Here is an 18,064-nt window from a genome sequence, read left to right on the forward strand (position 1 = left end):
TTTAGTCAAGCCTTCTGAATCGGTTGTACCAGTAGCCAAAACTTCTTGCGTTTCAGTGTCAAGAACTTGATAGTCCACGTTAGATATAGGTTGATCATTTTCGTCTAAAACTTGAAATTGTTCGTCATATTGTTCTTCGGAGGAATTACTCATATCCGACTTCGGAAACACCAAAGGCGCTGCCTGCGCAATACTGCCTACATCAAAACCTGACTCCGCAAATGACTGCTGAATAGCAATCAGCTTAGCGCCGCAGCTAGTAACATCGCCGCCACGTGCAATAGGCGCACCATCGACAATAAAGGATGCATCACCACTAAGAATGGTGGTGACCTTTTTGCATTTTTTACATATAACTTTATCGCCTTTACGCGCGACAGGGATACCGTTATGAGTGGTGTGCGCTGAGCCGGAGATGACCGTCCCATCGTGAGAGGTCTTTGCGCCGACGGTGATATAGGCTGCCATAGTGCTACCTTGCTTAAACGTTTAAAGTTTGGACTTTTATAGCGGATCTATTATTTGCATCACATTATAGATGGCTAAAGCGTAAAATATCAAACTTAAGTTTATCTAAGAGTATGATCTAGACAGAAAGACTAATCCGTGCAAAGTATAAAGGCGATTGAAATACTGACTGCAATAAGAGATTGAGCCTCTTTATTCATTATTAATAACAAGCAAAAATCTAACCTTCCATTTCCCTAAGCAGCCACACAGACACGTCATCAATCTGCGCTGCCAAATCAGAATGAGCCTTACCTAATTCGTCCAACTTGGCTTTAATAGGTTCTTTATTATATTTAACGCCAGTCAGGGCATCTTTTAACTGGTCAATCAGTTCAACGTTTAGCGCATCAGAGAAGATAACCACATCGCGTATCATTGCTTGCTTCACATCAAGGTGCAAGTCAATAATACCCCAATCAAAGCGTGTCTCAATATGATGGGAAAATTCAGGGGTTTTGCCAAAGCGCCAATCCCAATCTGCCATTTGTTGATAGTATTTGTTTAATGACGGCTCTTTTGCAAGCGTGGCTTCATCCAATTCTTCGACTGGCGTAGTGTCGCCATAATCAGTGTCACGATAGTATTCACAAAACGCCTCGATAATCGCCTCGGATAAGGTCTCGTGATTGATGTCTGCATTAAACTCAACCAAATTGGCGACACGAGAACGTACGGACTTGATGCCTTTGGCTTTCAGTTTCAGCGGATGCGGATTGAGATAATCGCCCAGCTTTTGCATATTGGCGTTCACGAGTAATGTCCCGTGATGAAAGCTGCGATCAGCCGCGTGTTTAAAAGCGCTACCTGATATTTTCTTATCACCGACTTGCATGTCGTTACGCCCAGATAAATCCGCCTCTATACCCAATTTTTTTAGCGCGTTGATGATGATGGTAAAGTTTGCTTCTTGGTCGTAGTCGTCTTTGGGTGATAAAAATGTAAAGTTGGTATTGCCCAAATCATGAAATACCGCGCCACCGCCGCTCTGACGCCGCGCCAAAAACACATCGTCGGCTTCCATCTTATCGATTTTGCATTCTACCCATGGGTTTTGCGAGCGCCCAATGACCACGGTCTCGCTATTGCGCCATAAAAATAGCGTGTGCGAGTCGGGATTGAGCGTATTAAATATCCAATCCTCGGTCGCGAGGTTAAACCAAGGGTTGGTCACGGCAGATTTTAAGATGCGCAGTTTCATTACTTATCCTTTTTCTTGAATAATTATTCTAGATTGAGTGTTATCAATAGATACTGTCATTGTTGCCGATGCGTGGTTGGAATTCAATGGGCGTGTGGTGGAGGAATTGGTGTTTAAGTTTGAGATTTCTATAAGCTAACTTGTTTTGAGTCTTTCTGATATAATTTTGCCGTACCTAAATAAAGGGCTACAAGATTAAGGAAAATTGATGTCTAAAAATAATCAAATACTGCTTGATGCAATTATTAATCAAGAAATGGAGGATTTAGGGGAGGATATACCTTTAAGTGAATTTTTTGAGTTTTATTCTGCACTCCAAGTATTAAAGGAAAACGAGTTAAGCTATGATGAGATAAATGCAGGGATTTCGGGTAAAAGCCATGATGGTGGTGTGGATTCTATTTATCTGTTTGTAAATGGTGAAATAATAAAAGAAGATGAAAGTTTAATCGGTAAATATAAGAAAAATGTAGATATTGAGTTAGTTTTAATACAGTCGAAATATGAAAATTCTTTTTCAGAAGAACCTCTTTTAAAGATATCTAGATTATGCAGAAGCCTTTTCGATTTAGATTTTAATCCTGATGATTATATTGGCAGATACAATGAAAAGGTATTAGCAGCATTTGAATTATTTAAAAATACTTATGTTGGTCTAATAACCAAAAAGCCAAAGTTAAAAGTTAGTATTTATTATGTTTCTAAAGGAGTTGATTTACATCCAAACGTAGAAAAACAAGGTACTGACTTAGAAAATGATATCAAGAGCAAGTTGCCCGCTGCTGATGCCAATGTTTATTTCCTTGGTGCTGAAAAGTTAGTTAAAATGACACAGGAAAGACCAAATGATGTATTTCGTTTGAAGATATCAGAAAATCCACTATCGACTTCAGGTCAGGTATTTATAGCTCTAACAAATTTAGCTGATTACTTTAAATTCATCACGGATGAAAATGGAAAGCTAATTAGACACATATTTGAATCGAATGTCAGAGATTATCAGGGTAAAACGAATGTAAATAATGAAATACAAGATACTCTTGAGAATCCTGGAGATGAAGAGTTTTGGTGGTTGAATAACGGTGTTACTATTTTAGCTAGCGAAGTTGCTGCTCCGGGAGGAAAAGAGCTGGTTGTTCATAACCCTGAGATTGTAAATGGCTTGCAAACATCTTCGGAAATACATCGTTTCTATAATTTGAATCAAGATAAATTAGCATCCGAGAAACGAGATGTACTTGTTAGAATAATTGTCCCTGAAAGTGAAGAAACACGTGATCGAATCATTCGTGCTACAAATAGTCAAACGCCAATTCCTAAATCATCATTAAGAGCAACGGATCAAGTACACCGTCAAATAGAAGATTTTCTCAAACCCAGAGGTCTTTTCTATGACAGAAGAAAGAACTTTTATAAAAATGAAGGGAAAAAACCTAAAGAAATAATCAGTGTTCCTTTTATGTCTCAGTGCTTAATTTCAGTGCTAATGCAGAAACCAAACTTTGCAAGAGCAAGACCATCAACATTGCTAGAAGACGATGAATCATACTCTAAACTATTTCATAAAAATAACGATTTACAGTCGTACTATTTAGTTGCCAACTTAGGAAGAAACATTGAGGAAAGACTAAAGAAAGATAAAAAATATACAACAACTGAAATTGCAGATATAAAGTTCTATATCTTATATACAGTAACCTGTTTGATGACTCAAAGCCTTTATCCTAGTAGCAATCAATTATCTAAGCTAAAGCCTGATGACTTAACTGATGATATGTTTGATTATGCTGTAGCCACAACATATGATTTGTACCGTGAGCTTGGAGGCACCAATAAGATTGCTAAAGGTGCTAAATTAATTGAGACACTTAAAGAAAAAGTTAGAGTGGATAAACAGTTGTAACCAGTAGCTAAAAGTCTGTATTACATAATTACTTAAAGATAGCTCGCAAAGCTTAATCCATTAATTTTGAAGATTTATACTCTGAATTAGTGGATTAAATTTGTATTCATTCTTTATTAATCTACCCAAAATCCTCTCTCAATATAGCCGCCATATTACGCTCCGCAAGTCCTGTAATAAACACATACGGATTGACACCCGCGCTACCGGGGATTAAAGCGCCATCTTGCACATAGATATTTTCGTGCCCTTTGATGCGACCAACTTCATCGGTCGCTTTGCCCAATACGCAGCCGCCAAGCGGGTGATAGCAGAAATTATCGCCGAAGCCTTTGGTAAACAGCAAACTTGAAGTTGATCCACCATTTACTTTGGCGAGCTTTTCTATCAGCTCTTTAGCAGCATTCACCGAGTATTCGTTTTGCGCGCGTTTCCAGTTCAGCTTGACGGTTTTGCTGGCTTTATCATAGTAATAGTTGCCGCGTTCTGGATTGTCAGTGATGGCGAGATAGAGCGTTGTCCACGTCTCAAGTCCTAGTGGTAAGGGCGCGAGTTCGGCAAAGATTTTGTACTTTGAGCCACCTCTATCGCCGTCCCACATATTGATGCCTTTGACCGGAATGGTGGATTGGGTGGTGCCAGCCGCGTGGACGAAATTGCGTCCCGTCATGATGTTACCGTTGGGTCCCCAATGTTTGCCGATGTGTTCGTTTAGGTTATTAAGCTTGCCTTCGGCTTGGCTTTTAAGCAGTAACTCTGAGGTTCCCGTACTGCCTGCATTAAGGAAGAGCTTATCGCAAGTGTAATGCTCCACTTCATCCACGCCGCCAGTTTTATTGATGACATGCACTTCTAAACGCAGTTGGTCGTTATCGAGCGCTTGAATAGTATTAACTTTGTGCAAGGTTTTGACCGTGACATTGCCTGTGGCTTCAGCGTTTTTTAGGTAGGTTAAATCTAGTGAAAACTTGCCCGCATTATTACCGTAGATGACTTCACCGCCGAGCGCGGATTTATACACTGCGCCGCGGGCTTCTTTTTGCATATAGTCAAAATCGTAGCTGTTGCCAAAGAATTCGGTTTTCATTCCCGCCCTTGAAGCTTGGCGTTCAGCTGAACGAGTAAATTCGTAATGCTCGGACTCATTGAAAAATGACTCAGGAATTTGGCTGACTTTTAATTCTTTCATCGCCTTTGGAAAGTAGGTTTCGTACATCTCATCAGCATCAATCCAAGGAAACACTGCTTCAAAGTGCGAGCGTCTGGGCTGAATGGCAATCGCACCATTGACGATAGAGCCGCCGCCGTAAGCACGCCCTGCAAAGACTTTCATATCATCATATTCGATTAAGTCTAAAACCCCAGGATATTTTCTGATAGGAATGGGTATCGGAATAGGAGCGTTTGGCATATTGCTAAACCAGCTTGAGCGTTTATCAGCGTTAATCATTTTGCAAAAGGTATCATGCTTGGGACTTCTATCCCAGCGCATCCCCATCTCAAGGATTAAAACCTTGTGACCTTTTTCGCTCAATCGCAGCGCCGATACCGCACCACCATAGCCACTACCAACGATGATATTAGGAAAATGCCCAGCTTGGATGACTTTACTCGGTAGCTTTGGCTGCTTGGCAAGCGTTTGGCAACCACTCACCGTAGCGGAGGTGCTGATAGCGCCTAAGCTTAAACCCATCGCTTTAATCAGTTGGCGTCGTTGCATGGTGTATCCTAATTTGATATTTAAGCTAAAAAAAGCCCGTATGAAATAATATTAGCTTTTGACCGTAGAGGTGCGCTAAGTTAAGCGAGCATCATATTAGCAAACATAGGTTGCGTTATTATTTCAGTCACACGATTGCTGTAATACTTATAGATAAATCAGGCTTTCATTCAACGATTATTCTTGCCAGATTTTAGTCAATGTCTTAGCCAGTCACTTAGTCACTTAGTCACTTAGTCACTTAGTCACTTATTTTTAGAGTGACGTGTAAACTTGACCGGATAGAGAATTTCGCTTATCATCTTGTTTCAATGTACTAGAACATAAATACATTCAATTATTCTTGTCCTTAAAAAAGCTAAATCATTTGGCAAAAATGCCAATACTAATACTAATACGCCATTTAAAATAATAAGGGTTAATTATGACAACGCAAAATACAGCAACTGGCTACGGTTTACATCAATCAATACTACCGAATAACGATGGTTTATATGGCGAGTTCGGTGGCAAAATTGGTCATCCTGAGCTTGCCAAAGCCATGGCAGAAATCGAAGTAGGCTTCCGTGAAATCATTAAAAATGACGATTTTATCGCTGAGATGAAGCGCTTGCGTGAGACCTATGTTGGTCGTCCAAGTCCTATTTATCATGCGCAGCGTTTGACGGAGCATTGCGGCGGCGCGCAGATTTATTTTAAGCGTGAAGATTTAAATCATACGGGCGCGCACAAAATTAATCACTGTTTGGGTGAAGTATTATTAGCCAAGAAATTAGGCAAAAAAAAGGTGATTGCGGAAACGGGTGCGGGGCAACATGGCGTAGCGTTGGCAACGGCAGCGGCCTTGATGGGTATGGAGTGTGAGATTCACATGGGTGTGGTTGATATTAAAAAGGAGCATCCAAACGTCAGTCGTATGAAGATTTTGGGTGCCAATATCGTACCAGTCTCGCGTGGCGCGGGTACGCTAAAAGAAGCAGTCGATAGCGCTTTTGAGACTTATTTGAATGAGCTTGATAGCAGTATGTTTGCGATTGGCTCGGCACTGGGACCTGCGCCCTATCCTGAAATGGTCAGCTATTTTCAGTCAGTGGTCGGACATGAAGCGCGGGCGCAGTTCTTAGCGACGACGGGTAAGCTGCCTAATAAAGTGGTCGCTTGTGTTGGCGGCGGCTCGAATGCTATCGGTATGTTTAGCGGCTTTTTTGATGATAAAGATGTAGAAAAAATAGGCGTGGAACCCGCAGGCGAAGGTCTGGATACTCCTAATCATGCGGCGACGATGTCACTAGGCGTGAAAGGCGAGATTCATGGGTTTAAATGTTACGTGCTGCTCGATGAAAAAGGCGAGCCAGCTCCCGTACATTCGATTGCCTCCGGTCTTGATTATCCTGGGGTTGGACCACAGCATTCGCATCTGCGAGATTTAAAACTGGCTACTTATGAGTCGGCGACTGATGCTGAATGTCTAGAAGCGTTCATGGCATTGTCGCGCCTTGAGGGTATTATTCCTGCCTTAGAGTCGGCACATGCCATCGCTTATGCGATGAAAATTGCCAAAGATATGTCAGCAGATGAGACGATTTTGGTCAATTTGTCAGGGCGCGGCGATAAGGATATCGACTTTATTTTGGATAAAGTAAATTTGTAGAAGAAATCAGTGATAAATACAGAAAATACAACATCAATCGAGCAATTAAAAAGTTATCATCGAGGTTTTTTTATCACACGATACTTTTTACGACTGAGCCTTTTATAACTGCGCTTTTATGATGAATTTATTGATAACAATCATTTCATAACGAGAAGTTCATAAATAGCCATTTTATAAGTAAGGAGCAATCGTCTAACGCTTGATAGGATCACCCCATGTCTAACCGCGACCTCATTATTTTTATCACCTTATCCTTTATGTGGTCGCTATCTTTTATTTTTTATCGTATCGGCGTGCCTGAGTTTGGCTCGTTAGCTTTTGCCAGCCTTCGTGTGGTCTTGGCTGGGCTGACCATGCTGGTTTTTGTTTTGATCAGCCCAAAAAACAGAGAGGGCATACGGGATAATTGGAAAGTGTTGACGCTGGTTGGATTATTTTCTGCGGCTATTCCCTTTATCCTGTTTGCCTTTTCAGCGCGCTCGGTAAACGCAGGGGTGTTGGCGGTGCTTAATGCGTCTGTGCCGATGATGAGCGGTTTCATCGCCAGTACCTTTTTTAAAGACAGACTGTCAAGAACACAAATTCTTGGTTTAGTCATCGGTGTTATCGGTGTGATTATTTTGATGAGTGAAAACTTATTTGGCGGTAGCGGGCAGGGCGCTGAGTCAAGTTCAGGGTTGCTACCAATGGGCTATGCGTTATTGGCCTGTGTCGGTTATGCCGTCGGTGCCAATATCACCAGAAACTACTTATACAATGTATCACCAGTCGCTATTACCGCAGGCTCGCTCATCATTGCCAGTGTGATCATGTTGCCGATAGCAGTCTACGAATTCCCATATGGTAAAAGCATTAGCCTTACTGCTTGGGTTTCTGTCATTTGTATTGGCGTATTTTCAACCGCCATTGCCTTGATTTTTATGAATCAATTGATAAAAAGTATTGGTCCTATGCGTGCAACCAGTATTACCTTAGTGATTCCGATTTTTGCGATTATATTGGGTTACTTATTGCTTGGTGAAGCATTGGACACACCTGCGATCATCGGCTCGATGGTGATATTGTTTGGTACTTACTTGTCTTTAGAGTTGTCCATTAAAAAGATGCTCAAGTTGTAAAAATCTCGATTGGGTCTTCGTTTAACACGCCCTAAGTAAACTTTTGACTGAGAGGTTATGAGTACATGTTATTTATAGATAAGATTATTTTACTATTTATGTTTTTAAATGATTAAAGCCATTCGCTTAATAGGCTAATAAGAGGCGTTGAATAATGAGTATTATCAATACCGATATCATGCCATATTGATATTTTTATTGGTCATTTTTCCTTGGAATTATCATGTTTGCCCCCTATAAAGACTACGGATTATAAATAGCGTATTAAAAAACGAGCGCGCTATTTATTCATTAATAACAAACCAATCATTATGGTTTTATAACAACAAATAAGGATTTTTATGGCACACGATAATTTATTTGAACCCGTAAAAATGGGTACGCAAACCCTAAAAAACCGCATCATCATGGCACCGTTGACACGTCTACGTTCAATCGAACCTGGTGATGTACCGACGGCACTTGCTGGAGAGTATTATTCACAGCGTGCGAGTGCTGGGCTTGTTATTACTGAAGCGACGCAGGTATCTTTTCAGGCAAAAGGCTATGCTGGTGCGCCGGGTATCCATACACAAGATCAAATCACTGCGTGGAAAACCATCGTTGATAATGTCCATGCCAAAGGTGGCAAAATTGTCGTACAGCTATGGCACACAGGATTGGTCGCGCATGAAAGCGTGCAGCCTGATGGCAAAGCGCCGATTTCAGCGTCTGATGTGCATGTCGGTGTGCGTACGTCATTGCGTGATAGCAATAATCACGCCATCCGTGTTGAAGCGACCACGCCACGTCCAGCGACACTTGATGAGATTAAGCAAGTCATCGCTGATTTTGCCCAAGCGACCAAAAATGCTAAAGAAGCAGGCTTTGATGGAGTAGAGATTCATGGTGCGCATGGTTATCTATTGCATCAGTTTTGGGTTGAGCAAACCAATCAGCGTGATGATGAGTATGGCGGTAGCCGTGAGAATCGTGCGCGTCTGACTCTTGATGTCATTGATGCTTGTGTTGATGCGTGGGATGCTGATCATGTGGGTATTCGTATCTCGCCACTTGGCACGTTTAACAATGTAGAAGCAGGCTACAACGAAGACGAAAATATTTGGTTGATTGAACAGATCAACAAGCGTGGTCTGATGTATTTGCATCTCTCTGAGCCTGATTGGGCAGGTGGTACGCCTTATAGTGATGCATTCCGTCAGCGTGTCCGTGATGCTTTTGACAATATGATCATCGCTGCTGGTGGCTATACTGCTGAAAAAGCGGAGAAAAATATCAAGGAAGGCTATATCGATGCGGTTGCTTTTGGCCGTGATTATATCGCCAATCCTGATTTGGTTGAGCGTATCCGAGAAGGGGCGGCGCTCAATGAGCAGCATCCAGAGAGTTTTTATGGTGGTGGTAATGAAGGCTATACCGATTATCCATTCCTTAACCAAGCATAATGGATGATCAGCTGCCCTTATGATTAGCTAACCTTAAGGTGTGTTAAAAACACCCTTAGCGTTAGCCGATACATAAGCACATCAAAAAGCCACCTGACGAAGACCGTCAGGTGGCTTTTTGATGCCTGTATTTTAACTATTTAACAAAGTTACCGGTTTGGTAATCCCGAAACGTTTGGCGGAGCTCTTCTTGGGTGTTCATTACAAAGGGTCCATAACCTGCGACTGGTTCGCCGATAGGTTCGCCGCTCAATAGTAAAAGCTTGACTGGTGCTTGCTCGCCATTTTCGGTAGCAGGATAATGCAGCTCAATGGCATCAGTAGTCAGTCTTTGCTCAGCTTGCCCATCAGTACGGTGCTGAGTTGGCGCATCAAATTGAATCAAATTGCCAGCACTGACTGACGTACCATTGACTAGTAGTTCACCTTCTTGTATCAGCAGTAGCGTATTGTGGGTGTTGGGCACTTTTAGCGTCGTCGCACCCGCAGTATGCAGCTCAATATCCCATAAGTTAATCGGAGTAAAGGTATTTGCCGCGCCTGTGATTTCTTGCCATGCACCAGCAATGATAGCCGCCTTACCAATAATCGTCGTTTGGTGGTCTGGGTTGCTGCTATCGATCAACTCAACGATAGGCAGATCTGCCCGTTTGATGCTTTGATAGTTTGGGTCGGTTAGTTTGTGCGCACTTGGCAAGTTAACCCACAGTTGCACCATACTGAAGACCCCACCGCGTTGACCGAAAGCCTCGGAATGGAACTCTTCGTGCATGATGCCACGACCTGCGGTCATCCATTGCACATCGCCTTTTTGAATAATCCCTTGCCCGCCCACTGAATCGGCATGACTGATTTCACCTTCGTAGGCGATAGTGACGGTTTCAAAGCCTTTGTGTGGATGCTGTCCAACCCCATGCGGCTGTGTTTTATAATTGGGGTTCGGATCAAAGGTCGTTGGTTTGCCATAATCGAATAATAAAAAAGGGTCGGTATGGCTATAATTAAAATGAGGGTTGTCGTCAAGATGGTTGATTAAGGTCTTTACATAAAAACCGTCACCTACCCAGTGCGGCGCTTTATCACCATGAATATTTTTAATAGGACGCATTTATTACCTCGTCAGACAAAACGTATTTTTTAATAAAAAAGTTCTGTTAAGTTACGCTACATTTATAGCTACCTATATTGTGTTTATTTTAATAATTTATCAAGGGCTAATATAGATAAAAGGCAACTTAAGTAGAATAAAAATAGGGGTATCTCATTAGGGCGTGGTGGGCGTTTAGCCATGGCACTGTTTATAAGTGCTGTCTGTAAACACTGCTGATAAGCACTGTTTATGATTAAGCAATGCCAAATCGTTATGATTAAATGAGGTTAAACCACTTCACCGCACACAAAGCCACTGGCCCATGCCCATTGGAAGTTATAACCGCCAAGCCAACCAGTAACATCCAGCACTTCACCGATAAAGTATAAGCCCTCTTGCATGTTACTTTGCATGGTCTTTGAGGAGACTTCATCAGTTTTTACGCCGCCGCGGGTCACCTCAGCGGTACGATAGCCTTCTGTACCAGAGGGTTTGAGCTGCCAGCCATTCAAAGTCGCGCCAAGCTCCGTCAGCCGCTCATCTTTAATATTGGCAAGTTCAGTGTCTTTGATATCGTCCCAAAGGTGCGTTTGTAGCGCGGCAAGCAGCTTTTTTGGTAACTTATTACTGTCATCGCCACTATCGGTATAATCCGCGACGACCGTCCGAATGAGTTGCTTTGGGTGTGATTTTTTGTGCGCAAGGAGCAGCGCTGTCATGTCGATATTTGGCAGCAGGTTGATACTAATGGTCTCGCCAGTGTGCCAATAATTTGATAGTTGTAGCATAGCAGGGCCTGACAGCCCGCGATGGGTAAACAACATAGGCAATTTAAAAGAGATGCGCTCATTGCTAGCGATGACTGGCAAACTAATACCAGCCAAAGATCGAATAAGCTCACCCGTTTTATCCGTAAAGGTAAAAGGCACTAAGCTGGCATCGGTTGCGATCAGCGTGTGCCCAAATTGCTGCGCCAATTCATATCCTAAACCACTGGCTCCCATCGTTGGAATAGACAGTCCGCCCGTGGCGACCACGAGTGACTCACAGCGGTAGCCTGTTTGCGGCAGTTTGGTTTGATTGGCGGATTCTTTTCTCTCTTGCTTTTCTTTTTTACTAAACTGCTTGCTGGTCAGTAATTCAAATTTGGCGTTCTTGTCATTTTCGATAGCTTGTACACTGTCAATCTGCGCATTTAGCTTTACTTGTACACCAGCTGCCGTACATTCCGCGAGGAGCATGGTCAAAATATCTTGCGCTGAATCATCACAAAATAGCTGACCATGTTCGCGCTCATGATAAGGGATTTTATGTGCTGCCACCATACCGATAAATTCCCAGCTGGGATAACGACTGAGCGCGGATTTACAGAAATGTTGATTGGCACCGATAAAGTGCTCAGGCTCCACATAATAATTGGTAAAGTTGCAGCGTCCACCACCTGACATGAGGATTTTTTTGCCCGCTTTATTGGCATGGTCTAATACCAGTACGCGGCGACCACGGCGACCCGCTGTGAGCGCACAGTATAGCCCTGACGCGCCAGCGCCGATGATGATGACATCATAGTGGGTGTATTGTGATGCATTGCGGTGATTGCTCATGGTCGTCTCATAAAATAATAGGTTTAAAAACCAGCCACCAAATCGGTCATCGAATCAACAACAGAGTCGATTGCTTATCTTTATAGCAGCAGGTCAATAAGAGGGTTTAGTGAAGGGTATATTTTGGCGTCGTATTTCGCGTGTAGCTATTGTCCATATTTCATACAAGGTTACAAGGATTAAATGTCATATCATTATCTGATATCTGGACGGTGATGCCTTTGTTTATACCAAAATCAAAATTTGTGCCAAAATCAAACATGTTTTAAATTGGCCAATACCAATACCAATACCAATACCAATACCAATAGTAAAGGCGAGTAGATGCAAAACCACACCTCGTCAATAAATTTTATCATGGGTGATCAAGTATACCGCTATATAGGCATATTGTTATGAATGGCTGTTGATACCTTGCAACCGTTCTGCTTATTTGTCAAACTAACCGTGAGTGTCACACATTATGGAAGATGACCCTTATCACCTGTACAGGCAGTCGTTTTCGACCGTTATGCGTGCAGGTCATAATAATTAAAAAGGACAAATACGATGACTCAAAAATCATTCCCCATTGCGGCCGAATTTATCGCTGCTGCCAATACTACCGCTGAACAATACCGCGAAGACTACGAAAAATCTATCGAATCACCTCAGGCTAATGATGCTTTTTGGGCGAAGCGTGCCGAGCTGATCGATTGGATAAAAAAACCGACCAAAATCAGCGACGTTAACTATGATTTGGATGATTTTCGCATAAAATGGTTTGAGGACGGCGAGTTGAATATCTCTGTCAATTGTCTCGACCGACATGTCAAAAAAAATCCTTACAAGCCTGCCATTATTTGGGAGGGTGATCACCCTTCACTGCACAAAATCATCTCCTTTAAAGAGCTGCATCAAGCGGTCTGTCGCTTGGGTAATTCCATGCGTAAGCTTGGGGTCAAAAAAGGCGATCGCGTGACCTTATATATGCCGATGATACCTGAAGCAATGATAGCGATGCTGGCATGTACACGTATTGGCGCTGTACATTCCGTGGTCTTTGGTGGCTTTTCTGCTGAGAGCTTGGGTAATCGCCTGATAGACAGTCGCTCAAAAATCATCATTACGGCTGATGAAGGCTTACGTGGTAATAAGCATACGCCGCTCAAAGCCAATGTCGATCGGGCACTAGATATGGATGGCACTGATAGCGTGACCAACGTCATTGTCGTTCATCGTACGGGTAATTCTGTACCGATGAGTGGTCGCCGCGATGTTTGGTATCATAACTTGGTCGATGGCGAGTCAGAACATTGCGAGCCAGAAGTCATGAATGCCGAAGACCCGCTATTTTTATTGTATACCTCTGGCTCTACTGGCAAACCTAAAGGTGTGCTGCATACCACGGGCGGCTATATCACCTATGCACTCTCTACTTTTCGAGATGTGTTCGATATTAAAGACGATGACGTCTACTGGTGTACTGCGGACGTAGGCTGGATCACAGGTCATACCTATGCAACCTACGCCCCGCTTGCCAACGGTACGACGACGGTGATGTTCGAGGGCGTACCAGAATATCCCACATGGGCACGCATCGGTCATATTATCGATAAGCACGATGTGACCATTCTGTACACTGCACCGACGGCGATTCGAGCGATGATGAAGGAGGGTGATGTCTTTGTGCGGGAGTCTGATCGTTCAAGTTTGCGGCTACTCGGAACAGTCGGCGAGCCGATCAATCCAGAAGCATGGGATTGGTATTATCATGTCGTCGGCGGTGGCAAGTGTCCGATTGTAGATACTTGGTGGCAAACTGAGACAGGCGGCATCCTCATGGCACCGATACCAGGCACGGTCGCCCTTAAGCCGGGCGCAGCGATGAATCCTTTGTATGGTATCAAGCCAGAGATTGTTGATAGTGACGGTACTATGCTAGAAGGCTCTGCTGAAGGAAACCTAGCAATTAACAGCAGTTGGCCGGGGCAAATGCGTACCATTTATAATGACCATGAGCGTTTTTTACAGACGTACTTTAGTGAGTATCCCGGTTATTATTTCACTGGTGATGGGGCGCAGCGTGATGAAGATGGACATTACTGGATCACGGGTCGCGTCGATGATGTGCTTAACGTCGCAGGGCATCGTCTGGGAACAGCAGAGATTGAGAGCGCCGTGGTCGCGCATCCTGCGACAGCGGAGGCCGCCATTGTTGGAATGCCGCACGAGATTCGCGGCATGGGCGTTTGTGCCTTTATTATTCTAAAATCGGGTGAAAAAGAGACAGAGGCGCTAAAGGCTGAGCTGAATCGACATGTTCGCGCTGAGATTGGTCCGATTGCCAATTTGGATGCTATTCATATCGTTGAGGCACTACCCAAAACCCGCTCGGGCAAAATTATGCGCCGTATTTTACGTAACCTTGCAGCAGGTCAATATGTTGGTTTGGGTGATTTGTCTACTCTTGCGGATAGCTCGGTGATTAATCAGCTGGTTGAGGTAGTCAAAGCTGCGCGAGGAGAGTAGGCTAAATTATCGATTAAAAGCACGTTCAATAAATAGACGATTAGCGTTCAGAAAAGTCATGTTATGAAAACTAGCATGGCTTTTTTACGCAGACGATATTGATATCAACAAACTTTAAAGGTTCAATACTTTCTATAACCACCTTATCTAACGATAACCATATTATCTAAAACATTCCTACTATTATCACTCTCTTTTTTATCCAACATTATATGAGGCCTGCTGTCATTATGACCAATCACTCTTTGCCCGCTGTCGCTACAGAATCACCAAAAATCGCTATCATTGGTGGTGGTTTGACGGGGCTGTTTACCGCTACATTATTAGAGCGCGCCTTTGCTCAGTACATAGCACAAGATAGTGAGCAAACACCCTTACCGCAAATTACTGTCTTTGAAAAGTCACGTAGCGTAGGGCGTTTAGCCACTCGATATCGTACTGATAGCCACACTGGCAAAAACTGGCAATGGGCATTTGGGGCGCAGTTTTTTACGGCTAAGACGGCAAGTTTTAAGCAATTCATTACGCCTTGGTTAGAGACGGGATTGCTACAGCCATGGTGCGCGCAGGTGATCGATTTAACGCCAGCGAATCATGATACTCAATCGCCTGATATCCAAGCGCCCGATATTCAGAGTAAGGAGCAATGGAACGCCACGCAAGCCCGCTATATTAGTACGCCAAAAATGACCAGTTGGGGACGTACACTGGCTGATGAGTTGCAGTACAGCACCATAAAATTTAAAACCCGCGTTGCGCCATTGGCTCAATTTGACAGGTCTATAGCGGCAAAGGTTGATAAAAAAACTGAGCTATTTGACGAGACTGGTGCGAGTCTAGGTCACTTTGACTGGGTGATATGTACCGCGCCTAATGGTCAGACCATAGAGCTAATGGCAGAGAGCGGCTTTGCTGAGCAAGCCAAGATTTCTGAGCCAAAAATGCTAGCTTGCTATACGCTGATGCTGGGGTGGGATAATTTTGATACATTACCAAAAATGTTAAGCGCTCAAGCAGCGCCACGCTGGGATGTGGCTTATCTCAATCACTCTATACTCGATAGAATATTTATCGAGCACCAAAAACCTGCTCGCGATGACCTGCTACCCAGTGTCACTATTCATGCGCGCAACGATTGGTCAGAGCAGCATGTCGATGACGATATGGAGACGATTAAAGTGCAGTTATTAATAGCTGCCAAGCAAGCATTGAATTGGAATGATGAACATGCTCCTAGCCAAATAGATTGCCATCGTTGGCGTTATGCCGCCACTGTCACTGATAGTGATAAAGAAGTATTAGGCATCTTGATAGACGAGTCTCATCAATGGATTGTCAGTGGTGATTGGTGCGGACAAGGCAATATCGAAAGTTGCTATCAAATGGCGCAACAGACGGTTGAGGCAATTAACAAAGCAAAATAATGGCCAAGTTTACTTAGCGACTGCGCTATCCGAAACTGGACTTTAAGGGTGTTTTCTTAATATGAAAAGGTGATAACGATGTTTGGATTCGACATAGATTTAGAGCTGATGGGCTATCATTTTTTCCAGTTGGGCATCGCCTTTGTATTGTCATTACCGATTGCTCTTAATCGTGAGATGAAAGACAACGGCGCGGGGTTAAGGACGTTTCCACTGGTAACCATTGCTTCATGCGCGTTTATGTTGGTTGGTATGGATATTTATGATGCTACTGGTGAAGCGAGAATCATGTATGCCATCATCACAGGTATGGGATTTATCGGTGGTGGGGCGATTTTTAAAAATGAAAAAGGCTCAAAGGGCACTGCCACGGCAGCGAGCTTATGGAATACAGGTGCCATCGGTATTTCGGTGGCTTACGGTCGTTATGAGATTGCCATTATATTATCGGTCGTTGGTTTTTTGATTTTGCAATTCTCAGAGCCCTTTAAAGTTAAAAAACACTAAGCGATGGGTGCGACGAGTTAACCTGCATATACACTTAAATACTAAAGAGACTATAAATCAATACTATATAGTATTTCTATATCTATATGATATAGCAAAAAATCTATAAATTGTTGAAAATAAAGGATAGTTTATGAGTACCAGATTGAGAGGTAGTGGGCTGACTTGTGCCATGCTAGCACGAGGGGATAAGCAGGTTTTATGCGCGGTCAGTAATGAGAGCGACGAGCAAGCGATGGCTAGTATCGATAGCACTGAATATGATTCGCTAAGGCACATTATTTCTTTTGAAAATGATAAATTCTCCTGTAAAGAAGGCGTTGAATGGCAATGCGCCATACCAGTAAAAAAAGTAGAACTTTTTTATGATGATCTAAATCTATAGCCGCTTATAACTGAAAATTTGTGTATTAATTTGTAATACTTTAATTGAAAATAAAGCTACCCAAATTGCTAAGAAACAGTTATATTCGTATAACATAATATACAAAATAGTACGAAGTTAGAGGTGAATATAGTGCTTAGAGGAAGTGAGCTGACTCGTGTAATGCTTGAGCATGGCTGCCATGAGATATGGTGTGCGGTAGATGATAATAGTGATGAAGAAGCTATGTGTGATCAAGATTCAAACGATTTTACTGCCCAAATCGTGTCTTATCATAACAACAGATTCTATTGTACTGCTGGTACTGCGTGGCTATTCGCTGTGCCAATCAAAATAACGGCGATGACATTGAGTGATGTAAAGCTCTAAATACCTTTCTTGGTCTTACTAAGCCATCGCCGACTCATCATTTGTATTATTAAAAAACCCACCTTATGGTGGGTTTTTTATAATAAGCAATATGCCGCTTCTTAAATTATTGCTCAAACAATACAGATTTTGCAGATAGTCATACTTGTATATGACAAGAACCTTTAACTAAGCATGAATTACAGGCAAAAAAGAGCCCACAGAGGAGGAACTGTGGGCCGAGGAAAACTGATCGTGTAAAGGAACTACAGAGGCAGTGGTTGTGACCTATTGTTATTATGAGTTTTGCTATATTAACTAATATTAGGGTGGTGGTGCTTAATTCAATAACTGCATATATTTACTTACATATTTAAGTGTACAAGTGTTTTTATCAGAACCGCTATCATAGCGCAATTGACAGCGGTTTGGCTATTTTGGTTACATGACATTACGTTTAGAGCTTATGAGAGAGAAAATTAACGTCGTATTGCATCTCCAGTAGATGAGTCTTTTATTCGTGTCATATCTAACATTGAAAAATGCCTATCAAAGTTTTGTAGTTATATATGAAAGATTGATTAATTTTAATAGTCATTCCACTATAAAAATATTACTGCGTTAACCTCGCTTGAAATAGTAAAGAG

At 42.7% G+C, this 18,064-nt stretch carries 14 protein-coding genes; 9 read left to right on the forward strand and 5 right to left on the reverse strand.

Annotated features, from left to right (window positions below):
- A partial coding sequence (locus INT03_RS12770) for a PAAR domain-containing protein (RefSeq protein ID WP_193009241.1) occupies positions 1-468 on the reverse strand: 468 nt, incomplete at its 3' end.
- Positions 469-688: 220 nt separating this feature from the next.
- Positions 689-1,708, reverse strand: coding sequence for a lipoate--protein ligase (locus INT03_RS12775; RefSeq protein ID WP_193009242.1), 1,020 nt, complete (start codon positions 1,706-1,708; stop codon positions 689-691).
- Between the two features lie 208 nt (positions 1,709-1,916).
- On the opposite strand from INT03_RS12775, the gene INT03_RS12780 reads away from it, so the two are divergent.
- The gene (locus INT03_RS12780) at positions 1,917-3,611 is read left to right on the forward strand and encodes an AIPR family protein (RefSeq protein WP_193009243.1); all 1,695 of its coding nucleotides are present in this window, start codon (positions 1,917-1,919) and stop codon (positions 3,609-3,611) included.
- Positions 3,612-3,732: 121 nt separating this feature from the next.
- Here the strand turns inward: INT03_RS12780 and INT03_RS12785 are convergent, their stop codons facing one another.
- Positions 3,733-5,331 (reverse strand): GMC oxidoreductase, encoded by a 1,599-nt coding sequence (locus INT03_RS12785; protein WP_193009244.1) that lies wholly within the window; start codon positions 5,329-5,331, stop codon positions 3,733-3,735.
- Positions 5,332-5,755: 424 nt separating this feature from the next.
- Here INT03_RS12785 and trpB point away from each other — a divergent pair, with 424 nt between their 5' ends.
- The 3 genes from trpB to INT03_RS12800 all read left to right on the forward strand — a co-directional run bounded on the left by trpB (position 5,756) and on the right by INT03_RS12800 (position 9,548).
- On the forward strand, positions 5,756-6,982 hold the full coding sequence (trpB, locus tag INT03_RS12790; protein ID WP_193009245.1) for a tryptophan synthase subunit beta: 1,227 nt from the start codon (positions 5,756-5,758) through the stop codon (positions 6,980-6,982).
- A gap of 218 nt (positions 6,983-7,200) precedes the next feature.
- A complete protein-coding gene (locus INT03_RS12795; protein ID WP_087814531.1) occupies positions 7,201-8,103 on the forward strand; it encodes a DMT family transporter in 903 nt (300 codons plus the stop codon).
- 341 nt (positions 8,104-8,444) lie between these two features.
- Complete coding sequence (locus INT03_RS12800; protein WP_193009246.1) at positions 8,445-9,548, forward strand: alkene reductase; 1,104 nt, start codon at positions 8,445-8,447, stop codon at positions 9,546-9,548.
- Positions 9,549-9,684: 136 nt separating this feature from the next.
- Here the strand turns inward: INT03_RS12800 and INT03_RS12805 are convergent, their stop codons facing one another.
- Together INT03_RS12805 and INT03_RS12810 are read right to left on the reverse strand one after the other, a co-directional pair.
- Positions 9,685-10,656 carry a pirin family protein gene (locus INT03_RS12805; protein ID WP_193009247.1) on the reverse strand — a complete coding sequence of 324 codons (972 nt, stop codon included), beginning with the start codon at positions 10,654-10,656 and terminating at the stop codon, positions 9,685-9,687.
- Positions 10,657-10,925: 269 nt separating this feature from the next.
- Positions 10,926-12,242: an NAD(P)/FAD-dependent oxidoreductase gene (locus tag INT03_RS12810; protein WP_193009248.1), complete on the reverse strand. Its 1,317-nt coding sequence runs from the start codon at positions 12,240-12,242 to the stop codon at positions 10,926-10,928.
- A gap of 549 nt (positions 12,243-12,791) precedes the next feature.
- On the opposite strand from INT03_RS12810, the gene acs reads away from it, so the two are divergent.
- The 5 genes from acs to INT03_RS12835 all read left to right on the forward strand — a co-directional run bounded on the left by acs (position 12,792) and on the right by INT03_RS12835 (position 17,438).
- A complete protein-coding gene (gene acs, locus INT03_RS12815) occupies positions 12,792-14,753 on the forward strand; it encodes an acetate--CoA ligase (RefSeq protein ID WP_060490294.1) in 1,962 nt (653 codons plus the stop codon).
- 230 nt (positions 14,754-14,983) lie between these two features.
- A complete protein-coding gene (locus tag INT03_RS12820) occupies positions 14,984-16,177 on the forward strand; it encodes an NAD(P)/FAD-dependent oxidoreductase (protein ID WP_193009249.1) in 1,194 nt (397 codons plus the stop codon).
- Between the two features lie 78 nt (positions 16,178-16,255).
- Positions 16,256-16,684, forward strand: coding sequence for an MgtC/SapB family protein (locus tag INT03_RS12825; protein ID WP_193009250.1), 429 nt, complete (start codon positions 16,256-16,258; stop codon positions 16,682-16,684).
- A 133-nt stretch (positions 16,685-16,817) separates the two neighbouring features.
- Entirely contained in the window at positions 16,818-17,069 is a 252-nt protein-coding gene (locus INT03_RS12830) for a hypothetical protein (protein WP_193009251.1), read from the forward strand.
- Positions 17,070-17,201: 132 nt separating this feature from the next.
- Positions 17,202-17,438, forward strand: coding sequence for a hypothetical protein (locus tag INT03_RS12835; RefSeq protein ID WP_227675952.1), 237 nt, complete (start codon positions 17,202-17,204; stop codon positions 17,436-17,438).
- Positions 17,439-18,064: the final 626 nt, after the last annotated feature.

Origin of the sequence: Psychrobacter sp. PG1 (assembly GCF_014897815.1) — a bacterium.
Classification (GTDB): domain Bacteria; phylum Pseudomonadota; class Gammaproteobacteria; order Pseudomonadales; family Moraxellaceae; genus Psychrobacter.